The sequence below is a fragment of the Pseudoramibacter porci genome, assembly GCF_009696145.1.
Classification (GTDB): domain Bacteria; phylum Bacillota; class Clostridia; order Eubacteriales; family Eubacteriaceae; genus Pseudoramibacter; species Pseudoramibacter porci.
Genome location: NZ_VUMO01000004.1, coordinates 128,548 through 153,946 on the forward strand (window position 1 = coordinate 128,548; position 25,399 = coordinate 153,946).

The 25,399-nt window shown below is 42.9% G+C and carries 19 protein-coding genes; 18 read left to right on the plus strand and 1 reads right to left on the minus strand.

Features of this window, described 5'->3' with window-relative positions; genetic code table 11:
• The first annotated feature begins 6 nt into the window (after positions 1-6).
• The 11 genes from rsxA to FYJ52_RS04495 all read left to right on the plus strand — a co-directional run bounded on the left by rsxA (position 7) and on the right by FYJ52_RS04495 (position 12,031).
• Positions 7-579: an electron transport complex subunit RsxA gene (gene rsxA / locus FYJ52_RS04445; RefSeq protein ID WP_154576057.1), complete on the plus strand. Its 573-nt coding sequence runs from the start codon at positions 7-9 to the stop codon at positions 577-579.
• 22 nt (positions 580-601) lie between these two features.
• Complete coding sequence (locus FYJ52_RS04450) at positions 602-1,471, plus strand: RnfABCDGE type electron transport complex subunit B (protein ID WP_154576058.1); 870 nt, start codon at positions 602-604, stop codon at positions 1,469-1,471.
• 90 nt (positions 1,472-1,561) lie between these two features.
• Entirely contained in the window at positions 1,562-2,746 is a 1,185-nt protein-coding gene (locus FYJ52_RS04455) for a cysteine desulfurase family protein (RefSeq protein ID WP_154576059.1), read from the plus strand.
• Between the two features lie 10 nt (positions 2,747-2,756).
• Positions 2,757-3,929, plus strand: coding sequence for a tRNA uracil 4-sulfurtransferase ThiI (gene thiI, locus FYJ52_RS04460; protein WP_154576060.1), 1,173 nt, complete (start codon positions 2,757-2,759; stop codon positions 3,927-3,929).
• Positions 3,930-4,013: 84 nt separating this feature from the next.
• The gene (locus FYJ52_RS04465) at positions 4,014-4,589 is read left to right on the plus strand and encodes a TetR/AcrR family transcriptional regulator (RefSeq protein WP_154576061.1); all 576 of its coding nucleotides are present in this window, start codon (positions 4,014-4,016) and stop codon (positions 4,587-4,589) included.
• Between the two features lie 15 nt (positions 4,590-4,604).
• Positions 4,605-5,195, plus strand: coding sequence for a ComEA family DNA-binding protein (locus FYJ52_RS04470; RefSeq protein WP_205960758.1), 591 nt, complete (start codon positions 4,605-4,607; stop codon positions 5,193-5,195).
• A gap of 136 nt (positions 5,196-5,331) precedes the next feature.
• A complete protein-coding gene (locus FYJ52_RS04475; RefSeq protein ID WP_154576063.1) occupies positions 5,332-5,964 on the plus strand; it encodes a ribbon-helix-helix domain-containing protein in 633 nt (210 codons plus the stop codon).
• A gap of 68 nt (positions 5,965-6,032) precedes the next feature.
• The gene (gene clpB, locus FYJ52_RS04480; RefSeq protein WP_154576064.1) at positions 6,033-8,636 is read left to right on the plus strand and encodes an ATP-dependent chaperone ClpB; all 2,604 of its coding nucleotides are present in this window, start codon (positions 6,033-6,035) and stop codon (positions 8,634-8,636) included.
• A 108-nt stretch (positions 8,637-8,744) separates the two neighbouring features.
• Positions 8,745-10,235: a sodium/proline symporter PutP gene (putP, locus tag FYJ52_RS04485; protein ID WP_154576065.1), complete on the plus strand. Its 1,491-nt coding sequence runs from the start codon at positions 8,745-8,747 to the stop codon at positions 10,233-10,235.
• A 78-nt stretch (positions 10,236-10,313) separates the two neighbouring features.
• Positions 10,314-10,520, plus strand: a complete 207-nt coding sequence (locus FYJ52_RS04490) for a hypothetical protein (protein ID WP_154576066.1) — start codon at positions 10,314-10,316, stop codon at positions 10,518-10,520.
• 95 nt (positions 10,521-10,615) lie between these two features.
• Positions 10,616-12,031, plus strand: a complete 1,416-nt coding sequence (locus FYJ52_RS04495) for an AAA family ATPase (RefSeq protein ID WP_154576067.1) — start codon at positions 10,616-10,618, stop codon at positions 12,029-12,031.
• Between the two features lie 31 nt (positions 12,032-12,062).
• Here FYJ52_RS04495 and FYJ52_RS04500 read toward each other — a convergent pair whose 3' ends face one another.
• Positions 12,063-12,338, minus strand: coding sequence for a metal-sensing transcriptional repressor (locus FYJ52_RS04500; protein WP_154576095.1), 276 nt, complete (start codon positions 12,336-12,338; stop codon positions 12,063-12,065).
• Between the two features lie 155 nt (positions 12,339-12,493).
• On the opposite strand from FYJ52_RS04500, the gene radC reads away from it, so the two are divergent.
• From radC to FYJ52_RS04535, 7 genes are all read left to right on the plus strand, one after another.
• Positions 12,494-13,195: a RadC family protein gene (radC, locus tag FYJ52_RS04505; protein WP_154576068.1), complete on the plus strand. Its 702-nt coding sequence runs from the start codon at positions 12,494-12,496 to the stop codon at positions 13,193-13,195.
• A 52-nt stretch (positions 13,196-13,247) separates the two neighbouring features.
• On the plus strand, positions 13,248-14,162 hold the full coding sequence (locus tag FYJ52_RS04510) for an RluA family pseudouridine synthase (protein ID WP_328598761.1): 915 nt from the start codon (positions 13,248-13,250) through the stop codon (positions 14,160-14,162).
• A gap of 14 nt (positions 14,163-14,176) precedes the next feature.
• Positions 14,177-16,717 carry a transglycosylase domain-containing protein gene (locus FYJ52_RS04515; protein ID WP_235901531.1) on the plus strand — a complete coding sequence of 847 codons (2,541 nt, stop codon included), beginning with the start codon at positions 14,177-14,179 and terminating at the stop codon, positions 16,715-16,717.
• A gap of 60 nt (positions 16,718-16,777) precedes the next feature.
• The gene (nth, locus tag FYJ52_RS04520) at positions 16,778-17,422 is read left to right on the plus strand and encodes an endonuclease III (RefSeq protein ID WP_154576069.1); all 645 of its coding nucleotides are present in this window, start codon (positions 16,778-16,780) and stop codon (positions 17,420-17,422) included.
• A gap of 71 nt (positions 17,423-17,493) precedes the next feature.
• Positions 17,494-20,136, plus strand: a complete 2,643-nt coding sequence (locus tag FYJ52_RS04525; RefSeq protein ID WP_154576070.1) for a valine--tRNA ligase — start codon at positions 17,494-17,496, stop codon at positions 20,134-20,136.
• A 195-nt stretch (positions 20,137-20,331) separates the two neighbouring features.
• Entirely contained in the window at positions 20,332-22,977 is a 2,646-nt protein-coding gene (locus FYJ52_RS04530; protein WP_154576071.1) for a calcium-translocating P-type ATPase, PMCA-type, read from the plus strand.
• 186 nt (positions 22,978-23,163) lie between these two features.
• The gene (locus tag FYJ52_RS04535; protein WP_154576072.1) at positions 23,164-25,374 is read left to right on the plus strand and encodes a DNA internalization-related competence protein ComEC/Rec2; all 2,211 of its coding nucleotides are present in this window, start codon (positions 23,164-23,166) and stop codon (positions 25,372-25,374) included.
• The last annotated feature ends 25 nt before the right edge of the window (positions 25,375-25,399 follow it).

Genomic DNA, 25,399 nt, shown 5'->3' on the forward strand with positions numbered 1-25,399 from the left:
TCCATTATGCGAATTTTTACAATTTTAATTGCCGGCGTATTTGTTAATAACTTTTTGTTATCAAAGTTTTTAGGGATTTGTTCATTTTTAGGTGTTTCTAAAAAAGTTGATACCTCAATTGGAATGGGGATTGCCGTTATTTTCGTTATGACGCTGGCGTCAGCCATTACTTATGTGATTCAATATGGCATTTTATCAAAACTTGGTCTGGAATACCTGCAGACAATCGCTTTTATTTTGGTTGTTGCAGCGCTGGTCCAGTTGGTTGAAATGTTTATAAAAAAATCAAGTATGTCTCTATATCAGGCATTGGGGATTTATCTGCCACTGATCACAACAAATTGTGCTGTTTTGGGTGTTTGCACTTTGAATATTCAAAACAGTTATAATTTTATTGAATCTGTTGTGAATGGTGCAGCAGGTGGAATCGGCTATACACTGGCCATTGTGTTAATGGCAGCAATTCGTGAAAGAGCCGAAGTCTCGGATGTCCCAGAAGCTTTCCAGGGATTTCCTATTACCATGATTACAGCGAGCTTGATGGCCATTTCATTCCTCGGATTTTCTGGCATGCTATAAGGAAGAAAAAGGAGGAAATTAAATGGCTAGTCAAATTATCGTTCCTGTCGTTATATTAGGCATTATGGCGCTCATTATTGGTGTGGCCTTGGCCATTGCGGCAAAGCGATTTGAAGTAAAAGAAGATGAACGTATTCCTCAGGTTCGCGCTGTACTCCCTGGCGCAAACTGCGGTGGTTGTGGTTATCCTGGATGTGATGGATGTGCAGCAGCTATAGTTAAAGGTGAAGCACCTGTCAATGCGTGCCCTGTCGGCGGCGCTTCAGTTGCAGAACAAGTCGGTGCCATTATGGGTGAAGAAGTCAGTGATGCGATGCCTAACGTCGCGCAGGTACTCTGCGGCGGCGATTGCGAAAAAGCACCGAGACGGACAGAATACTACGGCCTGAAAGACTGCAACGAAGCTGTTGTCGCCAATGGCGGGCCGAAGGGATGCCGTTTTGGCTGTATCGGCTTGGGATCCTGTGTTTCGGTATGTGAATTCGATGCCCTGCACATGACGAATAAAATGCTTCCGAGTGTCAATATCGAAAACTGCGTTGCGTGCGGGAAATGTGTCGATATTTGCCCTAAAAACGTCATGACATTGATTCCAAAAGATCAAATTGTTCATGTCGACTGCCAGTCAACAGAAAAAGGGAAAACGGTTCGCGAAAATTGCGAAGTCGGCTGTATTGGCTGCGGGTTGTGTGAAAAGACGTGCATGTTTGACGCCATTCACGTTCAGAACAATTTAGCGGTGATCGACTATTCGAAATGCTCAAATTGCGGCGCTTGTGTCAAGAAATGCCCGACACACGCCTTGATTAAAGAAGGTCGAAAAGTTGCACCGCGCAAAGGATTAAAGCCTGTCAAAAAGCCTCAGCCAAAACAAAAACCAGCTGAAGCCTAGAACAGATAATTGAGCTGTCAATTGTAGAATTGACGGCTCTTTTTTTTTGTAATAAGATAAAGAGAACGCAAGAAAGCTTAGGAGAATTTAATGAGTGAGATATGTTATTTAGATAATGCTGCGACGACAAAGTCTGCGCCGCAAGTCGTCGAACGGATGGTTAAAAGCTTTCAGCAAGATTATTTCAATCCTTCGGCGATGTATAAACCGGGACTTAATGAAGAAAAGGCAATTCAGGCGTGTAAGGCGCAGTTAATGGCCGCAATTCACGCGAAGGGAGATGCAGATCGCCGGATCATCTACACTTCTGGCGGCAGTGAAGGCGATAACCTATTAATTCGCGGCGTCTTGGACAGAAAACGGCCATCGGCTTTAGAAAACGGGTCAATTGTCACAACGATCATTGAACATCCAGCGGTGCGGGAAGTTTTTTCGGATTATGAAAAACGTGGCGTCAAGGTGATTTGGCTCCCTGTGGATGAGGCGGGATTCGTTGACCCTCAAGATTTGTCAGAAGTAGTTGACGAACACACACTGCTCGTTTCGATTATGGGCGTCAACAACGAATTGGGAACATTCCAGCCGCTTGAGACTTTGGGGAAAATCATCAAGGATCACAACCCGGATTGCTTTTTTCATTCTGATTTTGTGCAGGGTTTTATGAAATGTCCGATCGACGTTGAAAAGGCGCAGTTAGACGGTGTAACTTTGTGTGGCCATAAAATTAACGGACCCAAAGGAATCGGTGCAGTTTATTTGAGAGAAGGGTGGCCGATTAAACCACTTGTATTCGGAGGCGGACAAGAACACGGCCTTCGCAGCGGGACAGAAAATGTTCAGGGCATTGTCGGATTTGACGAAGCGGTCAAACTTTGGGAATCGCATGATGTCATCAAAAGGCTGGTTCAATATCGGCGTTATGTTGAAAACACGCTGATGGATACCTTGGAAAACGTTAAAATATTGGGGCCTCAGGACGAAGAAAAGCGCAGTCCGGCTGTGATGAGCGTCGCTATTGAAGGTGTGCGGGGTGAGGTCCTTTTGCATGCATGCGAAGCCAAGGGTGTTTATATTTCAACAGGCTCAGCCTGTTCGACGCACAAAAAAGAAAAACATCAGGTCCAGAAGGCCATTGGGCTGTCCCCAAGTTATATTGAAGGGACCATTCGGATATCTTTCTCGGCACTGACAACTTTTGATGAAGTTAAACAAGGGGTCGAGATCATAATCGGGGAAGCACAGCAGCTTAGAAAATTTGCAAAATTCATTAAGTAAAGGAACAATGATGGAAAACAGAGAACACGTTATTCTTGTACGGTACGGTGAGATTGCCTTAAAAGGGTTAAATCGGCATACGTTTATTGATTTATTGGTCAAAAATATCCGCGGCGCTCTGAGCCATTTGGAAAGCGTGAAGGTAGAGAAAATTCAAGGGCGCATTATTGTGCACATCAGTGATACCGAGCTGGATCAGGGTGTCGATGCGGTTAGCCGTGTGTTTGGCGTCGTTTCATTGAGCCCGGCGACCGTCGTTGACAGTCAGATGGAGCAGATCGAGCCAGTTGTTCTGGAAGAAGCAGATCGTGCACCCTTTGACAGTTTTAAAATATGCGTCAAACGTTCAGATAAGCGTTTTCCCATGACGTCTCCGGAAATCGGTCGTCATTTGGGAGGCGTTGTCCTCAAACATTATGACGGGCAGGGTAAAAAAGTTAAAATGAAAGGCGCGGACCGAGAAATTTGGGTTGAAGTCCGGGAATCCGCATACATTTATTCGCAATTTGTCAAAGGGCGCGGTGGTCTTCCAGTCGGCTGTTCTGGGCAGGCGGCACTGCTGTTGTCCGGAGGGATCGACAGCCCTGTGGCGGGTTATATGATGGCGAAGCGCGGCGTAAAATTGACCGCCGTGTATTTTCACAGTTTCCCGTTCACATCGGACCGTGCGAAGGAAAAGGTCGTCGATTTAGCACGGATTATGACGCGCTACACCGGGCATTTTGATCTGTACGTTGTGCCATTTACAGATATTCAGACAAAAATTGTTGAAGTTTGTCCGGAACGGCAGACGACATTGATTATCCGCCGCTTCATGATGCGCATTGCAGAAATCATTGCGAGAAAAACAGGATCACTGTCATTGATTACCGGCGAAAGTCTTGGACAGGTTGCGAGCCAGACACAGGAAAGCTTGTCAGCAACGGGCAGTGTTGTTGGCATGGAAGTCCTCCGGCCTTTGATTGGAATGGACAAACAGGAAATTGTGGAAATCGCCCAGGATATCGGGACATTTGAAACTTCTATTCTGCCGTACGAAGACTGCTGTACGATTTTTGTCCCGAAACATCCCGAAACTCATCCGAATTTAAAGAAGATTGCTGCCGGAGAAGCCGCGATGATGGATGATGCGGAGCGCATGATTCAAGAAGCTGTGGATCAGGCTGAAAAAATTCGGTTGTAAATCAATATATATTTATTTGAACGTTTTCAATAATTCTTGTATAATAGCAATAACGAAAACTAGCATATTGAAGGGGTTTAAGCGTTGGGCCGTAAAGCGGAAGAGAAAAGAGATTTAATTCTAGAACAGGCGAGAAAAATATTTTTAAATCAAGATTTCGATCAAGTGACGATGACAGCGATCATTAACGCCTGCGGTATCAGTCACGGAGGCATCTACCGTTATTTTGCGTCACCGTCTGAAATTTTTGTGACGCTTTTTGAACGCGATACCCATACGCTTTTAGATGCTGTTTCGATTTCGATGTGGGAGCAGCGTTCTGCTGTTGATATATTAAAAGAAGTATTTAAGGTTTACCAAAATGCAATTTGGGATCCAGAACCAAATATGGCGGCGCGCTACAATACATTTTTCAAAAATCACCCGGAAAAGCAAGACGTCAAACGAAATCAGATCGACCGATTTATTAAAACAATCGCACAGGTTTTGGTATACGGCAACGAAAGGGGAGAGCTCAATTCCGTTGATTCGACTTTTTGGGCAAATCAGTTGGTTTATTATTTAGAAGGTCTTGATCATAACGTTTCGGTAATCGGATTAAAACAGAAGGAAGTAGAAAATTTATTTATTCTTTGGCTTGAACATTTAAAAAACGATTAATTTAGGAGAATGGCCATGGATGCGCGTTCGAAACGTCAAAAACGGCATAGGATCAAAATCTTGGTCGGTGTCGTCATTGTTGGAGCTTTAGTTGCAATTTACGGTGTCAAGTCCTATCAAAAAAATGAACTGCTGTTGTCTAAATCCGCTGCATCGTCTGAACAGGAAACATCTGTTGAGTCATCCAGTTCAAAAATTTACGTTCACGTAACCGGGGCTGTTAATCAGCCAGGAGTTTACCAATTAAAGGCGGATGCACGGGGCATTGATGCAGTCAATGCGGCAAGGGGCCTTACTGGTGATGCAGACGGCGACGCAGTTAACTTGGCGGCGAAACTGAAAGATGGGCAGAAATTAAACATCCCGACAAAGACGCAGACGCAGCAGGTTCAGACGGCTGGTACATCCTCACAAGCGAAGGTCAATATTAATACGGCAACAAAGGAACAGCTGATGGCCTTGCCGGGAATTGGAGAGGTTTTAGCACAGAATATCATCGATTACAGAACAAAAAACGGTGCATTTAGCGACCCAAGCCAAATCAAGAATGTCAATCGAATTGGCGATAAATTGTACGAACAATTGAAAGATCTAATTATCGTATAATTTGAATGTATAGCAAGTCGTTCACTTCATGAGTGGGCGACTTTTTTCTTAACAATAAATAAATTGAACGTATTTTTATATAAAATGATTGACAAAATAAATAGATGAGTGCATAATTGTAATCGAGGTGGGAGAAATGAAGAAAAGCCTATACAGCTTGACGTTATTTGATGATATTGTCGAGCAGATTGATGATCTGGCCTTTACTCAAGGAACAAATCGTTCTCAGCTGGTTAATGATATATTGGCGAGTTATCTTGGGATCAAAACGCCAGAGCAAAAAATTCATTCAGTCTTGGAATCGATCAGTGAAAATATGGCGGGTGAATTAAATATCAATCAAACGAATCAGAATAATAGCATCTATTTTGGAAAGAGCCTAAAGTATAAATACCGGCCTAAAATCATTTATATGTATGAATTTAAAAATGAAAATGACGGTCAGTACGCCGTGCTGAAAATCAGCTCCAGAACGCAAAATCAAAATCTCAATGCTTTATTTAATGATTTTTTCGGACGTATCAGCGCGATCGAGCAGAATCATCAGCAGCCGGATTGTGACAGTGGCAACGAACAAACAAATCATAAGTTCGTTCGTGCCTTTAAACATGCAGGTTCAATCCAACGAGATGAAAAAAATCTATCGGATTATCTAACAAGATATTTAAAAATGATTGATTCTGCAATGGATCATTATTTTGATAGTACAGAGGCGGACGACCTCAACGACCGGTTAGACTCGATCTACCAATATTTCTTTAATGATTAGGCACTTTCGTTGTGTGGCTGGTTGCGCATCAAGGAAAAAAGAAAGTGTAAAGTAAGAAGGTGAAAAACATGGATATGAATGCTTTTACAAAAAAATCTTTAGAAGCAATTAAAAATGCAGAAATGATCGCATCGGAACATCAGCATCAACAGATCGAAACCGATCATCTGATGTCAGCACTGCTCTCACAGGAGGGCGGATTGGTTCCGAGAATTATCAGTCGACTTGGCAAACCGATTGATGAGATGAAGTCAGTTATTGATCGTGAAATTGATAAACGGCCGAGCGTCTCAGGACCAGGCTCTCAGCCTGGGCAGATTTATGTCAGTCCTGAAATGAATCAGGTTCTTAATGAAGCTTTTCAAATTGCTCAAAATTTGAAAGATCAATACGTTTCAGTTGAACATTTATTTCTCAGCATGTTCAGCCTGCCGGAACATAACGATGTAAAAGAAATGCTGAATCAATTCGGTATTAGCCGCTCAGCAGTTGAAAAGGTGGTGAGTGAAATGAGAAATGGACAAAATGTGACAAGCGACAATCCTGAAGAAACCTACGAAGCTTTAAAACAGTATGGTCATGATTTGGTTCAGGATTGTATTGACAATAAATTGGATCCTGTCATCGGCAGAGACAATGAAATCCGCCATACCATTCGGATTCTGTCAAGAAAAACTAAAAATAATCCGGTTCTGATCGGCGAACCAGGGGTTGGTAAGACCGCCATTGTCGAAGGCTTAGCGCAGCGAATTGTCGCGGGTGATGTGCCGGAGGGATTGAAGAATAAGCGAATCATTTCTTTGGATATGGGCGCTTTGGTCGCAGGTGCCAAATACCGCGGCGAATTTGAAGAAAGATTTAAAGCGGTTTTAAAAGAAGTTAAGAATTCAAACGGCGAAATCATCTTATTTATCGATGAATTGCACACGATTGTCGGCGCAGGGAAGAGCGACGGCAGCATGGATGCCGGCAACATGCTTAAGCCGATGCTGGCGAGAGGCGAATTGCATTGTATTGGTGCGACAACTCTGGATGAATATCGAAAATACATTGAAAAAGATCCGGCCCTTGAAAGACGGTTTCAGCCAGTGATGGTCGACGAACCGACGGTGGAAGACACCATTGCCATTCTCCGTGGTTTAAAAGAACGTTACGAAATTTTCCATGGGGTTAAAATTTCTGACAATGCGATTGTTGCCGCCGCAACTTTATCTGACCGCTACATTACCGATCGTTTCCTTCCTGATAAAGCCATTGACTTAATCGATGAAGCTTGCGCCATGATTCGAACGGAAATCGACTCGATGCCTGAAGAAATGGATGAAATCAATAGAAGAATCATTCAACTTGAAATCGAAGAATCAGCCCTGAAAAAAGAAGATGACCAGCTGAGTCAGGAACGTTTGGCCAAATTGCAGAAAGAATTGGCTGACGATCGAGAAAAATTTGATGCCATGAAGGCACAGTGGGAAGATGAAAAACGGTCGGTTGACGAAGTTCAAAACATTAAAGAACAGATTGACCGATTGAATCATCAAATTGAAATGGCTCAAAGAGACAACGACCTTGAAAAAGCTGGAGAGCTAAAATACGGCGAATTGCCGAAGCTCAAAGCCAAAATGAAAAGTATTGAAGAATCTGCCAGCTCGCAAAGCGATCATGAAGAACATTTGATCCGTGAAGAAGTAGGCGAAGAAGAAATCGGTGAAATTATTTCAAATTGGACAGGTATTCCTTTAAGCAAAGTTATGTCCGGCGAACGGGAAAAACTGCTTAAATTGGAGGATACTTTAAAAGAACGGGTCATCGGTCAAGAAGAACCGATTAAAAAAGTGACAGATGCCATTTTGAGATCGCGGGCCGGTATTAAAAATCCGAATACGCCGATTGGCTCCTTCCTCTTCTTGGGGCCGACAGGTGTTGGGAAAACGGAACTCGCAAAGGCTGTTGCCGCTAATCTGTTTGACTCGGAAGACAATATGATCCGGATCGATATGTCCGAATACATGGAAAAATTCTCTGTCAGTCGATTAATTGGAGCACCTCCAGGATACGTTGGATATGAAGAAGGCGGACAACTGACAGAGGCAGTGCGCCGCAAACCATATTCTGTGATCCTCTTGGATGAAATTGAAAAGGCGCATAAGGACGTTTTCAATATTCTGCTTCAGATCCTGGATGATGGGCGCGTAACGGATTCGCAAGGCCGTGTGGTCGATTTTAAAAATACCATTATCATCATGACCAGTAACCTTGGGAGTGAATACATTCTGGATGGTATTGACGCAAACGGAGACATCAAGCCGGAAACGCAGGAAACAGTCAAAAAGTTGTTGAAAGAATATTTCAGACCGGAATTTTTAAACCGAATTGACGAAGTCATTCTCTACAAGCCGTTATCGAAGGACACGGTAGGTAAGATTGTTGATTTGATGTTAAAAGATGTGCGCAAGCGTTTGAGCGAACAGCAGTTAGATTTTAAACTGACACCGGACGCCAAACAAGCCATTATCGATCAAGGATACAACCCATCTTTTGGGGCAAGACCCATGCGCCGATTCATTCAGCAAAATATCGAAACGCTTTTAGCGAAGAAGATATTAAAAGGCGATTTAAGCCAAGGCGACATTATGGTCGTTGATTATGACGGACAGCATTTTTACATTCAATAAGTGATTGGATTTAACAAAGCGTTCACGTTCTGTGGACGCTTTTTCTTTACATTAAGTGTCGTTTAAGGTAAACTTAAACGTATTACGACAAAAGAATGGAGGAAGACAATGGGTTCTGTAAATCCTATTGAATTGGGCATATTTATTGCCTACTTGGCCGTTTTGGTTTTCATCGGCTTGAAATTCTACAATGCATCTTCTGATTCATCGGAAGGATTCCTGCTAGGGGGCCGTGGGTTAGGTAGTTGGGTCACCGCCTTTTCGGCACAGGCTTCCGATATGAGCGGCTGGCTGCTGATGGGGCTGCCGGGTGCTATTTATCTGGGCGGTGTGCCGCAATTGTGGATCGGGATTGGTCTGTTTATCGGGACGTGTGTCAACTGGAAGATGGTTTCCGAAAGACTTCGCGTTTATACAGAAGAGGTCGATGCCATTACATTGCCGACTTTTTTTGAAAAGCGATACAAAGATCCAACTGGTGCCTTAAAAACAATATCAGCACTTATCATATTATTTTTCTTTACAATTTATTGCGCTTCGGGAATGGTTTCCTCGGGTAAGCTTTTTTCGACTATGTTTGGCATTAATTACAATGCAGCGGTCTTAATTGGCGCGGTGGTCATCATCTCCTATACGTTTTTAGGTGGATTTTTAGCAGTATGCTGGACCGATTTGATCCAAGGGATATTGATGGTGATCGCAATTGCGGTCGTGCCGACTTTAGCAATCATTGAAATGCACGGTTTGGGTACAACTAGAGTAGCAATGGCGAGCCAGCATATTTCAATGTCCCTTTTTGGTAAAGGTGTCACAGCGGCGACCATTATCTCTGCAGTTGTCTGGGGATTGGGATATTTTGGCCAACCACATATTTTGGTTCGGTTCATGGGAATCGATTCCGTTAAAGATATTCCAAAGGCAAGAAAAATTGCCATCGTCTGGTGTCTGATTTCTTTAGCAGGTGCGCTTTTAGTCGGACTGCTCTCGATTCCTTTGTTTAAAGGACTTTCCGGCGGAAAAGAAGAAACAGTATTTATCTTAATGATTCACAGATTCTTCCCGGTTTGGATAGCTGGTGTCTTCCTTGCTGCTATCATGGCTGCCATTATGTCAACCATTGATTCTCAGCTTTTGGTTTGTTCATCTGTTTTATCTGAAGATTTATCGCGGATTATCTTCAAAAAAGAATTAACAGATCAGCAGGCGGTTAAAGTAGGTCGCTGGTCCGTTATCGGCGTTTCGATCATTGCGCTGCTCATTGCGTTTAACGGAAATTCAACTGTTATGGGCCTGGTCTCTTATTCTTGGGGCGGTTTTGGTGCGGCATTTGGCCCGTTGGTTTTATTTGGGCTCTACTCCAGAAAAACAAGCTGGCAGTCCGCGTTATCTGGTATGGTTGTGGGGACATTGGTTCTCATTGTTTGGAAGGCAACAGGACTTTCAGCAACGTTGTTTGGAACTGGTATTTATGAAATCTTGCCAGGATTTGTCGCAAACGTCGTAACCATTTTGATTGTCAATCGCTTTAAAACGCCTGAAGCAGAAGTGGTGGACGAATTTGACGAAATGATTGCGCGTTACGAAAAAGCAAGAGCATAAAATAAATTTGAAATCGTTTCTATTCGGCAGAAAATGTGGTAAAATATAATAAGCATATGAATGAGGAGGCGAATTCAAGTGAGCAGCGATGCACCTAAGCCAATTTTAAAATTCAAAATCATTCAGGACGGTCCGGATGAATTTGTAGATATGGAAGTAAAAGATTTTCAGTTTAAAAAAGGTGGAACAGGTATTTGCCCCAAATGCGGCGGCGAAACAAAAGCAGTTGGACATGACTGGACTTGTGAATCCTGCGGCTTAAAATTAAATGGACCGATATTTTAATTTTTATCGCTTTAAAGACTTTCTTGTGTTTTCATAAGAAAGTCTTTTGTTTTGTGTTATATTATTTAGGAAATCAATCAAAGGGAGTTAGTGCAGTGCGATTTATCGGCCGTAAGCAGGAATTAAAGCAGTTAACAGAAGCTTGGAAAAAAGAAGATGCGTTGATTCTCATTACAGGGCGTCCACGCTTTGGAAAAACGAGATTAATCAAGGAATTTGTCAAAGATAAAAATCACTTATACTTTGAAGCGGGTGCACAATCGGATCGTCTTAATCGGGTTGCTTTTGAACGGGTCTTTAAATCCCATTTTGGTATTCAAGCGCCACCTTCCGATGCAGCTGCGATGGAGTGGCTGGAATTATTCAGACTTTACTCGGAAAAAACAGAAGACGGTGGGAAAATACTTGTTATTGACAATTTTGATCAACTCTATTTTGAAAACAAGTCGTTTTTGAAAATATTTAAAAAAGCGTGGCAAAAATATTTCAAAGTTAACGGCGTGACCGTAATGGCGGTGGCGAGAGAAGCAGCCTGGAATAGGGTCTCACAAACAGAACGCAGTGCGAAAAAAATTTGGACCGACCAGATTCACTTGACCCAAATGTCTTTTGCGGAAATGATGTCGGAATATCCCCATCACGATTTTAATCAGTTGATGATTGTTTACGCCATTACGGGCGGTGTTCCGGGGTATTGGCATTTTTTTAATCATTGTGTCAATATCAAACAAATTAAAAAATCGATTTTGCAGAATATATTAAATCCGTACGGCAAATTATTTGCAGAAGTATCAACTCTGCTGGAAACAGAGGTTTGGCGCCCCAACGCTTATCATGCCGTTCTGTCCTCTATGACCATGGGGAAAAAATCATTAGAACAAATAAGAGATATGACAGGATACAAAAAGGCAGATGTCCGCAAAATACTGTTCAATTTGGAAGGGTTGGGTTATATTGAAGAGGTTTCTTACCTACAGCCTAAAAAAACTTTGAAAAAAAAGAGTAAACAATATCAAATTGCGCTGCCATTTGTCGATTTTTGGTATACTTTTGTGTTTCCGGAGTTCGGTTTACTCAAAGACGATTTTCAATATTACAAGCGGCAGACACTTTCGGGCATGATTCCGTATATCAAGAAATGGTTCAATAAAATTCTAATTGAAATTATCAAAACGGCTTCAATTAAAAAGAAAATCGGAATAGAAATCGACGAAGTGGGCGGATATACAGAAAACGATCAATGGATTCCGATTTTGGCGTTTGACCACTCCCATCGAAAAATGCTCATTGCTGATTGTGTATACGATACAAATGCGTACGGCAAATTGGATTTTGAAAAGTTTAAAGAAAAAAGTACCGGGCTCGAGGCACTCAATAAAAAATACAGTACTTATGAGCGCGTGTACGGCGTCTTTTCAGTCTATCCGTTTGAAAAAGATTTGCTTGACTTTGCATTGGAAGCGTCGGATTTGTTTCTGTTTAATGGACTGTCGCTTTATTCATTAAAATAAAAATAAAAAGTTCTGAAAAATTTCAGAACTTTTATTTTAAATTAGCAAAACGTTCTACAGCTTTCGTAAAACTTGCAATGGTCTTGTCCGCATCGCCGTGTTGAATACCATCCTTGACACAATGCTGAAGGTGTCCTTCCAGGATAATTTGTCCAACTTTATGCATCGCTGATTTTACTGCATTGACCTGGGAGAGAATATCTTCACATGGAATATCCTCATCGATCATGCGATCAATAGCGCGGACCTGGCCTTGAATTTTGCTGAGTCTTCGATGCAGATTTGCAGCATCCATACATTGTTTCATATTATCACCATAATTCATTTAGTTTTTCTTCATTATAACAAGAATCAAAATGATTGTAAATTGAGAAAGGTCCCTAAACATGATATAATATTTATTATTTTTTGTGAAATCAAGTTGAACGGGTTTGAATTTTACAGATCACGATTGGTGAGACAATGAAAAATCATTTAACGCTTCGGGAATTGTCAGAGGATGATAAGCCTAGAGAAAAAATTATGCAGCATGGGGCGGGCTTGCTTAGTAACGCAGAATTGATTGCAGTGATCATTGGATCTGGACAGAGGAATATGACTGCTGTCGAATTGGGACAAAGACTGTTAAATTTTTACGACAGCGATTTGGAGCGGCTGCACAAAGTTTCTGTCGATGAGCTGTGTCAAAATGAAGATCTTAAAGGCATTGGGGAAGCGAAGGCCTGCAAAATCATTGCAGCTTTAGAGCTTGGAAGCCGTGTGAAGCATCAGAAAAAAACGATGGTTCAAATAAAAAGTCCTATGGACGCCGCTGCATTTCTCAGTCAGGAAATGTTTGGCTTTGAACGGGAACATTTTGAAATTCTGCTCCTCAATACAAAAAACGTGGTCTTTAAGACAGAGCTGATTTCGGTGGGAACAGTCAATGCTTCTTTGGTTCATCCGCGGGAAGTATTCAATCCAGCGATTCGCCAACGCGCCACGTCTATTATTTTAGCTCATAATCACCCATCTGGTGATACGACGCCCAGCAGCAATGATATTGAATTGACAGAGCGTCAGGTTCAGGCAGGGAAGCTGTTGGGAATTGAAGTCCTCGACCATATTGTGGTCTCGGATTGCGCAGAAGATTATTTTAGCTTTAAAGAACACGATTATTTTTAGGAAAATTTAAAAATCAATTGATTTAATATAAAAGATGCCATAAAATATTCCAGTGAATACATACAAAAAAATCAATCAATACCAGTACGTTTGCGATACAGACGCGCCGATTCAGCTCAAGCGTTATTTAAAAGAAAAGTACGCTTATTCCAGCCGACTCATGACGAGAATTATCCGAGAAGGAGAGATGTCAGTTAATGGAAAACCATGCTGGTCGACGGATCTTATTCAAAACGGGGACAAAATTTTTATTCAGATGCCGACAGAACACGTTGACCTCGTGCCGAATACAGGCCCATTAGATATCGTATATGAAGATGACGAAGTCCTGTCGGTCAATAAAGACGCCGGTGTTGTGACACATCCGACAAAAAGTCACGGAACAGACACGTTGGGCAATAGAGTGGCGGCGTATTTCGTTGCAACTCATCAGCCGGTTAAGGTTAGGTTTATCAGCCGTTTAGATATGGATACCTCAGGGATTATTCTGATTGCAAAAAACAAATACGTTCAGCATTTTTTGCAGTCGCATCTGACCATTGAAAAATCCAAAAAATTCTATACGGCTTTTGTGAATGGCTGTCCCGTTCCCAAATCGGGTCGCATTGATCTGCCCATTGGATTGGAATCCGAGGACGGCATTCGCCGAAAAGTGATGGCGGATGGCAAGCCATCGGTGACCCGGTATCAAGTTTTAGAAACCTATGGGAAAAGACAGTATTCAAAAGTGAGATTACTTTTAGAGACTGGGCGGACTCATCAGATTAGGGTGCATCTGTCGCACATTGGCTGCCCGATCATTGGTGATCCGCTATACAATCCAATGGTACAGGATTTGGGGATTGGAAGAACAGCACTGCATTCCAGTGAAATGCAGACAACACTTCCCAAAAAAGGAAATATTACGTTCATTGCACCATTAAAAGCTGATTTATTGGCTTTGGAAAATAGATTAAAAAGTCTTTAGGACTGGGGATAGGTATGGAAGAAGATAAGAAAAATAATCCAACAGATCAATCAAAAGAAAATCAAAAGCATTTTTCGTTTAAAGGTTTTAAAGGATTAAAGCCTTCTGATGCAGATTTGCCGCAGACACCAGAAGAAAAAGAGATTGAAGAAGTATTGGATTCGAATAATATCGAACAGGCGGATGTTGGCGCGACCATTGAAACATTGGCGCCGACCACAACGGATGGTGAAAATCAAGAACCCTCTTGTGATGAAGCATCCGATACTGATTCTATTCAAGCGGTCGATATGCACAAAGCCAATCAATTGGATTCGAGTCAGCTTGATCAGGATGTCGAAGAAATTATGACAAAAATGGAGGAGGAGGCGGAACCTGAAACGAAACATCCAGAACAGGCGCCCCAACAGTCCGCTGTAGCACCGCAATCTGTTTCTCAAGACACGTCTTCGCAGCAAAACGTTGAATCTCACTCGAAGCGCCAAGGGCTTCCACGAAGAGATCAAAACGCGAATAAAAGAGCTGAAGCAGCCGATCAGATTGAAGTTGGTGCGTATGATTCAAAACTTCATGAAATTGACAGCATGAGTATGAAGAGTAAGAAAAAAACAACCAATCGTCGTCAGAATCGAAATGACGCTAAAACGCTGAAAACAGCGAAGAAAAGCAATGGCGGTTTACCGAGCCGGAAACACAAGCGGAAAAAATTCAAAGTTTGGCAGAAAGTATTGATTGTTTTAGCTGTTCTTTTTGTAGCTGGAACAGCAGGGATTTTTGCCATGTATCAGCGAAACCGCGTTGATATTTCAAGTTATTCATACAAAGAAAAACAAAAAACACAAATTATTTCCGCGGACAATCAGGTCATTGCTGAATTGTTTACAGAAAATCGAACTTACGTGTCGCTTAATCAAATTCCGGACAATATGAAAAACGCGTTGATCGCAACAGAAGACCGTCGTTTTTACGACCACGGTGGGGTTGATTATTACGGAATCGCGCGCTCCATGGTGTTTAATGTTTTCCATCGCGATACGAGAAGTCAAGGGGCCAGTACATTGACACAGCAATTGGCCAGAACATTGTTCTTGCCGGATATTTCGACAGAACAAACCATGGGTGATTCGATTAATCGTAAATTTAAGGAAATTTCCATTGCCAGACAATTAGAAAAGAAATATTCTAAAAATCAGATTTTGGAAATGTATTTGAACGAAACCTATTTTGGCTCATCTGCTTACGGTATCGAAGAAGCGGCGAAAACTTATTTTGGCAAAGATATTTGGGATTGCGATCTGGCAGAATGTGCAATGCTTGCAGGTTTGCCACAGGCGCCATCTGGATACGCGCCAAATGCGCACTACGATGCGGCTAAAAAACGTCAAAGTGCTGTGCTTGGCAGAATGGTCGCTGCAGGTTATATCACGAAGGCACAAGCTGATCAAGCCAAAGCCGAACAGGTTAATGTTGCTAAGTGGGATGCGTCGAAATTGAATAACCAAGTCACAGAAGGTTACGAAAAATTTGTTAATAGAGCGCTTCAGCAATACGCCGAAGCCGTCGCGCCGACTGTCATGAAAAAACAGGGCATCTCAAAGAAAGAAGCCATTAAATATACGCGGACACAAGTATCCAGCGGTGAATACAAAATTTATACGACAATCAACACGGGGATGCAGAGCGATGCCATGAAAGTTGCACTCAGCAGATACCCAGAGGGCAGCAGTACGACTACAGCGATTGTTACCCTGGATCAGGACGGTTCAGTTAGAGCTTATTATGGCGGCAACACACAAATTGATATGTGTAATACCGCTAGACAGCCGGGGTCCAATATTAAGCCGTTGTATTACAGTGCAGCAATTGACAAAGGCATTTTTACGGCAACTTCTTCGCTGCACAATTACGGGACCTACGGCAACTGGACGCCAAGAGCTGAAGGCGGCGGCAGCACGGTAGATTTAACGACTGCCTTGGTTAAGTCCCTTAACCCGCCAGCAGCCTATGTTTTCTATACCGTCGGCGTGAATAATTCTGTTGATTGGATGAAGACAATGGGGATTTCGACTTTTGAACCGAGCGATTATAATATCAATACTTGTGTTGGTGGGATGCTATACGGGATTAAGCCGATTGAAATGGCAGCAGCCTTTAATATTTTTAATAATAACGGCATTTACAACCAACCGAAGTTTGTCACTAAGGTCGAAAACAGTAACGGCAGTACGGTCTTTACCACTTCAAATTTAAATTTAGATACCCATCAGGTTATGAAATCGTCAACGGCCTCGACGATGAAGTCTATCTTACGCAAGGTCGTGACGAGTGGGACCGGGACCAATGCAAATGTATATGGAACCGCCGGCAAAACCGGGACTACAGATTCTGGAAAAGATTTGTGGTTCACGGGTATGACTGGAGATTTGACCACATCGATTTGGACCGGTAACCTAAACAATAAAGCGCTTGGCGGATACGGCGTCATTTCTGCTGCAACTTACGGAAGCTACATGCGTGCTTTGGGTTCGGATAAATTAATTACTGGTGTTCAGTAAGGATGTACAAAATAAAGCATGACCCTGCCATTGTTACGGCAGGGTTTTTTTGAGGGAAAAATGAATCAAAGCGAAATTAATGAAACATTGAGAATTCTTCAAGATGTTTATGGAACACAGAAATGCGGACTGGATTTCAATTCACCGTATGAATTATTAATTGCCACGATGCTCTCTGCACAGTGCACAGATGTTCGCGTAAATAAAGTGACGGCTGAATTGTTTAAAGATTACAATACGCCTGAAAAAATGCTGTCGTTAACTGAAGGAGAACTTCGGGAAAAAATTAAATCCTGTGGCTTGTCGAATACCAAGGCAAAAAATATATTAAAGACGAGCCATCTTTTGCTTTCTGAATTTGGCGGAGAAGTGCCCAAAACAATGAAGGAATTGACCTCTTTGCCGGGGGTTGGCCGAAAAACAGCCAATGTCGTGATGAGCAACGCCTTTGGTATTCCGGCGATTGCCGTTGACACGCATGTTTTTAGAGTGTCAAATCGGCTGGGATTGGCAAAAGGGAAGAACGTGTTAGAGGTTGAAAAGGGATTGAGACAGAATCTTCCAGAATCCAGCTGGTCATCCACCCACCATCAGTTGATCTGGCACGGTCGGAAAATCTGTTCTGCACGAAATCCTAAATGCGATGTATGTCCGCTCGCACATCTTTGTGAGACGCGGCAGCTTGAACGGTCAAACTTGAAATAACGCATCATTTACGATAAAATGAACGCATTACGTTAAACTATCATATTACTGAAAGGTCTGAAATATAGCTGATGAAAAAGGAAATGTCGAAGGTTTACGAACCGGACGAAGTCGAAAATCGTATCTATTCCTGGTGGAGAGAAAAGGGATATTTTAAGCCGGAGGTTCATCCCAACGGCAAGCCCTATACGATTATTATGCCGCCGCCAAATATTACAGGGCAGCTGCACATGGGCCATGCATTTGACGATACGCTTCAGGACGCACTGATCCGATACAAAAGAATGCAAGGGTACGCGGCTCTTTGGGTGCCGGGTATGGATCACGCCAGTATTGCGACAGAAGTGAAAGTCTTAAATAATATTAAGGAAAAAGAAAACCGCTCGAAAAGTGACTTGACGCGAGACGAGTTTTTAAAATACGCTTGGGACTGGGCGAATTTTTACCGTAACCGTATCCGCACGCAGGTGACAAAGCTCGGCGCATCCTGCGATTGGGATCGGGAACGCTTTACGATGGATGAGGGCTGTTCAAAATCCGTGAAAGCGACTTTTGTTCGCCTTTATAATAAGGGACTCATTTACAAGGGCACACGTATGATCAATTGGTGCCCGGATTGTCAGACGGCATTATCCGACGCAGAAGTTGAGTATGAAGAAAAACACGGACATTTGTGGCATATTCGTTATCCCTTTGCCGATGGAAAGGGTGAGGTGATTATCGCAACAACCCGTCCAGAAACCCTTCTCGGTGACTCCGGTGTGGCTGTGAATCCAAACGATGAACGCTACAAGGACTTAGTGGGCCGTAAGGTTATTCTGCCCATTGTCAATAAAGAAATCCCTGTTGTCGCCGATGATTATGTCGATATGGCCTTTGGAACAGGCGTTGTTAAAATGACACCTGCGCACGATCCGAACGACTACGAAGTGGGTAAGCGGCACAATCTTGAAGAGATCAAGATTATGAATGATGACGGGACGATGAATGAGCGCTGCGGAAAATACACAGGAATGGACCGCTACGCATGCCGTAAAGCCATTCTGAAGGACTTAGAAGAACAGGGCTATCTCGTCAAGACAGAAGAACATGTACATAACGTCGGTCACTGTTACAGATGTCACACGACAGTTGAAACCATGACCAGTGAACAATGGTTTGTCCGTATGAAGGATTTGGCCAAACCGGCGATCGATGCTGTGCGCGAAGGTAAAACACAATTTATTCCAAAGCGTTTCTCCAAAATATATTTTAACTGGATGGAAAATATCAGAGATTGGTGTATTTCCAGACAATTGTGGTGGGGACATCAAATTCCAGCCTGGACTTGCAGTGATTGTGGTGAATTGATTGTCAGCGAAGAAACGCCGGAAGTATGTCCAAAATGTGGCGGCCACCACTTAAAGCAGGAAGAAGATGTTTTGGATACTTGGTTCTCCTCCGCGCTTTGGCCATTTTCGACGCTGGGGTGGCCAGACGATACAGTTGATCTTGAAAAATATTATCCCAACAACGTTCTTGTAACAGGGTACGATATTATTTTCTTCTGGGTTGCCAGAATGATTTTTATGGGCATTGATACCATGGGCGAACCGCCATTTTCCGATGTGTATATACACGGTCTGATCCGCGATGCACAAGGACGCAAAATGAGCAAGTCTCTGGGCAACGGCATAGACCCTCTGGAAGTCATCCGCGATTATTCTGCTGATGCGATGCGTTTTGCCATTCTCACTGGCAATTCTGCAGGGAATGATATCAGATGGACGCAAGATAAAATTGAATCCAGCCGAAATTTCTTGAATAAGATTTGGAATGCTGCCCGTTTTGTTTTGATGTACATGGACAGCGATATTGGACTTGACTTGTCCAAAGTCTCCCTTGAATCATCTGATCAATGGATTTTAAGCCGTATGAATCAGATCATTCGCGAAGTCACTGCGAATATTGATAAGTACGAATTAGGAATTGCAGCGCAAAAAGTCTACGATTTCGCGTGGAATGAATTCTGCGACTGGTACATCGAATTTGTAAAGCCGCGTTTGAATGGCGATGATCAGGGGAGTCGGCGCGCTGCGTTAACAGTTTTGAATGTTGTCCTGCAGAATATATTAAAACTGCTCCATCCGTTTATTCCGTTTATTACAGAGGAAATCTATCATTACCTGCCAGGAGCGGATGAAGCGTTGATTATCGCAAGCTGGCCAGAAGCAGACCAGGCCTATGATTTTCCTGAAGAAGAAGCGCAGATTCACTACCTTATGGGGATTATCCGGGCCCTTCGAAAAATTCGCAAAGAGTCGAATATTCCCAACAAGAAAAAGGCCGCTTTGTTTGTAACAACAGAAAATCAGAAAGATGTTAATGTTTTATCCAATGCCCTGGACACTTTGAATAAAATGGCTGGCGTCGAATCGATCAAGAAAATTGAGAAAGATGAAATTCGAGAAGATTTCGTTGCAGCAGTCGTGGAAGATTCGACGATTTATCTGGCACTTAACGATTTGGTTGACAAAACAAAGGAACTTGAACGTCTGAATCGAGAAAAAGAAAAGATTGAAAAGGATTTGAAGAAGACGAGCGGCAAATTAAATAACGAAAAATTCTTAGCTAACGCACCGGAAGCGGTTGTTGAAAAGGAACGGCAGAAGGACCAGGAAAACCAAGAAAAGTTGGCGCAGGTTGTAGCGCGGATTAATGCTTTAAATGCTTGACAGCCTTCAATGGTTTTGGTAGACTTTCATCATTGAAAGTTTAAAGGGGAGTAACTCACCTTCGTTCAGTCGTCATTTCGAGCTAACGCTCCGGTTGAACGCAAAATTATTTTTGCGAGTAAGACCTTTATTCGGAATTATCCGGATAGGGGTCTTTTATTTTTATCCGGATTGGTTTTAACGAAAGGAGAAATCATGGGAAAACAAAAAACGATACGGTATGATTTGATGGATGACCGCAGTTTTGATCAAGCACTTAAAATCGATCGCAAAAAGGGCCTTAATGAGCGGGAAGTTCAAGCGCGTCGTCTGGAATTTGGAAAAAATGAACTGACAGAAGGGAAAAAGGTTAGTTTATTTAGAAAATTTGTCGATCAATTTAAAGATTTCCTTATTCTCGTGTTGATTGCCGCTGCTGTCATATCAGGTGCCTTGGGTGAAGTATCTGATGCAGTATTAATCCTTTTAATTGTTGTTTTAAATGCTGTCATTGGGGTCGTTCAGGAAAATAAAGCGGAATCCGCGATGGCATCTCTCAAGAAAATGACAGTCCATGAAGCCAAGGTCATTCGCAGCGGCGTTCATCAAATTATTCGATCGGAAGAACTTGTTCCCGGCGACATTGTTTTGCTGGAAGCGGGGGATGCCGTACCGGCTGACGGACGTTTGATCGAAATAGCAGGTCTTAAAGTACAGGAATCGGCACTGACAGGCGAATCAGTCCCAGTTGAAAAAACGTTAAAGGGCGATTTTAACGAAGCAACGCCTTTAGCAGACCGAACGAATATGGTTTATATGCATTCCTCGGTTACCTATGGACGTGGTACATTTGTCGTGACAGCGACTGGGATGGATACAGAAATCGGCAAAATTGCCGGCATGATCCAAAATACTGAATCCCAGGCGACACCGCTGACACAAAACATCAATCAGCTGGGAAAAACGTTGGGCCTTGCAGCTCTAATCTGTTGTGGCGTCGTCTTTGCGGTGGGACTCCTTCGTGGCGGCAATCCATTGGAAATGTTTTTAACCGCGGTTTCGTTGGCAGTCGCAGCGATTCCAGAAGGATTGCCTGCCATTGTGACAGTTGTACTGGCTTTAGGAACCATGCGCCTTGCGAAAAAGAATGCGATTATTAGAAAGCTGCCCGCTGTTGAAACCTTAGGGTGTGCTTCGGTAATCTGCACAGATAAAACGGGCACATTAACCCAAAACCGAATGACTATAAAAAAAGTCTACGCAAATGAAGGTATTATTGACGCGGAGGCGATAAAAGAAGACGGATTTACACCGTCGGAAAAATTTGTGGTTCGCATTGGAGAATTGTGCAACGATGCACAGATTATTAAAGATCCTGGAAAGTCAGTTGAAGTCGGCGATCCAACTGAAGTGGCAATGGTTGATTATGCGGATCGTTTGGGATTTGAAAAAAATATTAACATTAAGGAAGCACCGCGGGTTGGCGAATTGCCATTTGATTCAGATCGGAAATTGATGACGACGGTGCATCATTATCACGACACATATTTGAGTTTTACAAAGGGGGCGCCGGACTGTCTGCTATCGAAATGTACCCATTATCTAAAAGGGTATGAAATTCTTGAACTTACGCCGGAACGGCGACAGGAAATCCTCTCAGCTAATGATACGCTGGCTAATGATTCTTACCGCGTCTTGGGGTATGCGTTCCAGCAATATCAAAAGAAGCCGCCTATTGAAGAAAAGAAATTAGAAAATGGATTAATTTTTGCGGGACTGACCGGTATGATCGATCCGCCGCGGGAAGAGGTTCGGGATTCTGTCAGAGATTGCCACCAGGCAGGCATTAAAACTGTGATGATTACCGGTGATCACAAACAGACAGCGGTTGCCATAGCTAAAGATTTAGAAATTTTCAAAGATGGCGATCTGGCGCTGTCAGGAGCAGAATTGGACCAGTTAACGGATCAGGAACTGGATGATGTGATTGCGCGTGTCAGTGTTTACGCGAGAGTATCGCCGGAAGATAAGGTGAGGATTGTTCAGGCTTGGCAGCGTCGCGGTGATGTTGTCGCCATGACTGGAGACGGCGTGAATGACGCGCCCGCACTGAAACGGGCTGACATTGGCTGTGCGATGGGCATTACAGGAACGGATGTTTCGAAGGAAGCAGCAGATATGATCCTGACAGATGATAACTTTTCAACGATCGTCTCGGCTGTTAAAGAAGGACGTGGTATTTACGATAACATCAAAAAGGCCGTTCATTTTTTGCTTTCCTGTAATATCGCAGAGATTTTAGTGATTTTTATCGCGACGCTAATCGGCCTTCCTCAGCCGCTAGTCCCGGTGCATATTTTATGGATTAACCTCGTGACAGACAGTCTGCCAGCTTTGGCACTTGGCATGGAAAAACAGAGCGATGATGTCATGAAAGAAAAACCGAGAAAGAAGGATGACAGCATTTTCGCCCATGGACTTGGCGGACGTATTGTGTTTCAGGGGATCGTGCTGTTTCTCATCTCTTTAATTGTTTTTGTTTCGGCAGAAAAAGCGTACGGTCTTGCGGTGGGGCGCACCATGACTTTTTGTGTGTTGGGATTATCCCAATTGGCTCATTTGCTGAATGTGCGCAGTGAGCAGCAATCAGCATTTAAACATCTTTTCACTAATCGCTATCTCTGGGGGGCGATGGCCATCTCGGTCTGTGTTCAGCTGATTGTTGTTTTGATTCCGGCACTTCATCCTTTCTTCACTGTAACGGCACTCAATGCTGTGCAGTGGGTCACCGTTGTGCTTGCTTCTGTTGCACCACTTGCAGTGGTTGAAATCACGAAAGCTGTACAGAAAGCCAGAGCATGAAAATTGAATCGCTCAAGTATTCTCTGAATAATAATGATACGCAGTGTAACAACAAACACTGCGTTTTTTTATTGAAAAATCAAAATTTCGTAATCGTTTAAAAATGCGGTCAAACGTGATATAATAAGCTTCAAAATAATCGAGTTCGCGTTGCTTAAAATGTAATAATGAACGCAGGAGTAAAAAATGAAAAGGCCGATGCTGGGGATAACACTTGTGATCATGCTTGTTATTTTTAGTTTCGGCTGTATTTTTTGCGATCGTCTTAATCCGCCGTCGTTTAAAGAACGTAAGGTTGAATTTATTGGCATTATTGATTCGAGAGTCCGGTCCAGGGATCACAAGACGACTTTTGTCTTAAAAAATGTCCAGCATACTAAGCCGAGAAAGTGGCAAGTGACCTGTTCTGACTACAAACATTCAGTTATTCAATCATTAAAGCCCGGTGATGTCATTGAAGGGAAAGGGCAAATGAGCATGGCCCGCGGAAAACACAATCCGGGTGGATTTAATTATTACGTCTATCTTAAATCCAAACACATCGATGCCTGTCTATACCTATCGCCGAGTTCTCCTGTGACAAAGATAGGGGAATGGCGGTCTCCGTATTACAGTATATTGGCGGTCAGAGAAAAAATGATCGATGCTTGTAATAAGGCATTTGAACCGAAAGCTGCACATTTTATTACTGGCATTTGTTTTGGAGAGTTGCAGGGAGATACTGAGCTCAGAGAGCAGTTTTCAGATGCTGGGATTGCGCATGTCCTGGCAGTATCTGGGCTTCACACCGGATATTTGTGTATGTTGGTCCTTGCTTTATGCCAGCGCGCTCAACTGGAGGATAGAAAAACATTTAGTCTGTTGGCAGCTGTTTTGCTCGTATATAATACACTGACGGGATTTTCAGTATCTGTCGTGCGCGCTTCGATTATGCTGTTGGCGTCGTCATCAGGCCGTTTATTTAAAAGGCATGTAGATACGTTATCCGCATTGGGTTTGGCTGCCTCTGTCATTCTATTGATTTGGCCGTATTGCTTATTTACCGCAAGCTTTCAAATGAGTTTCGGTGCTGTTTTGTCCTTTGTTTTGTTTAATCAGCCCCTATATTTTCGCGCGGCAAAAGAACTTCACATTGATGATCAAGAGACACTGGCAGGTCAGAGCTTGTCAGCTGCGATTACATCATGCACAGCGCTCGTCGGGACTTGGCCGGCAACCATGGTGCATTTTCATTATGTCAGCGTGATTGGGTTAGTGGGTAATCTTGTACTGGTGCCTTTAGTGGGTGTGCTGTTAATCGTTTCATGGGCAGTTCTTCCGTTTTTATGGCTGCTTCCCAATTTATATGTCATTTTAGGCTTTGTACCTGCAGTTTTATCCGGAATCATTTTCGATCTTATAGAACAAATCAATCGACTTAGTTTTCTCAATTTTTCAAGCGGAAAATTTTTCGACTTTATTTTTCCACTCAGTATGATGATTGTCATTCTTGTCTTTTATGCAGCTGGTTATATCGACCTCAATCGAAAAACAAATCGCGTTATCCTGTCGATTTGTGTGACTTTCCTTTGTGTATGGATGATATTTCCGGCTGTTCTGCCCGGGAAATTAAAAATTATCTATTTAGATGTGGGACAAGGGGATGCGGCACTGATTGAGACACCCAATCAACATTTTTACATGATTGATGGCGGAGGATATGAACCGGCAGTTCCGGGCCAGCAGACATCGGCAAAAAGAGATCCGATTTCAGAATCGGTTTTACTGCCGGCGCTTTATTCTGAGGGCATTGATCACTTAGACGGTGTATTTATCAGCCACAATCATGCAGATCATGCTCAGGGTTTGGAAGAATTAATCAATGGGAAAATACCGATCGGTCACATTTACGTCAGTACGAAGTATAATGGTCCATTACTTGCGCAAAAGCACACGCCGATCACGCAGCTGGGAGAAAATGAACATATTGAGTCTCCTGATCATGTGGATTTTCAGGTTTTATGGCCGGATACGTGGGTTGATCCGCTGCCGGACGATGAACAGAATGAACATTCTATGGTGATTCGATGTGTGTTTCAAGATAAGAAATTTTTATTTACAGGAGATGCCGGCCTTGCAACAGAAGGGATGCTTTCGGGAGAAAACGTAAAAGCTGATGTCTTAAAAATCGGACATCATGGGTCAGATTCTGCCACATCTTCAGCATTTTTAAAGAAGGTCCGCCCTGAACTTGCCGTCATTTCTGTCGGTGCATACAATCGATACGGCCATCCCGATCAAAAAATACTAACGCGACTGAAGAAACAGGGAATTTCATATTTGAGGACGGATCAGAATGGAGCGATCCAAGTGACAACAGACGGAAAAACCATAAAGGTCAGAACCTATGCGCAATAAGGGTGCATTTTTATGATAAAATAAG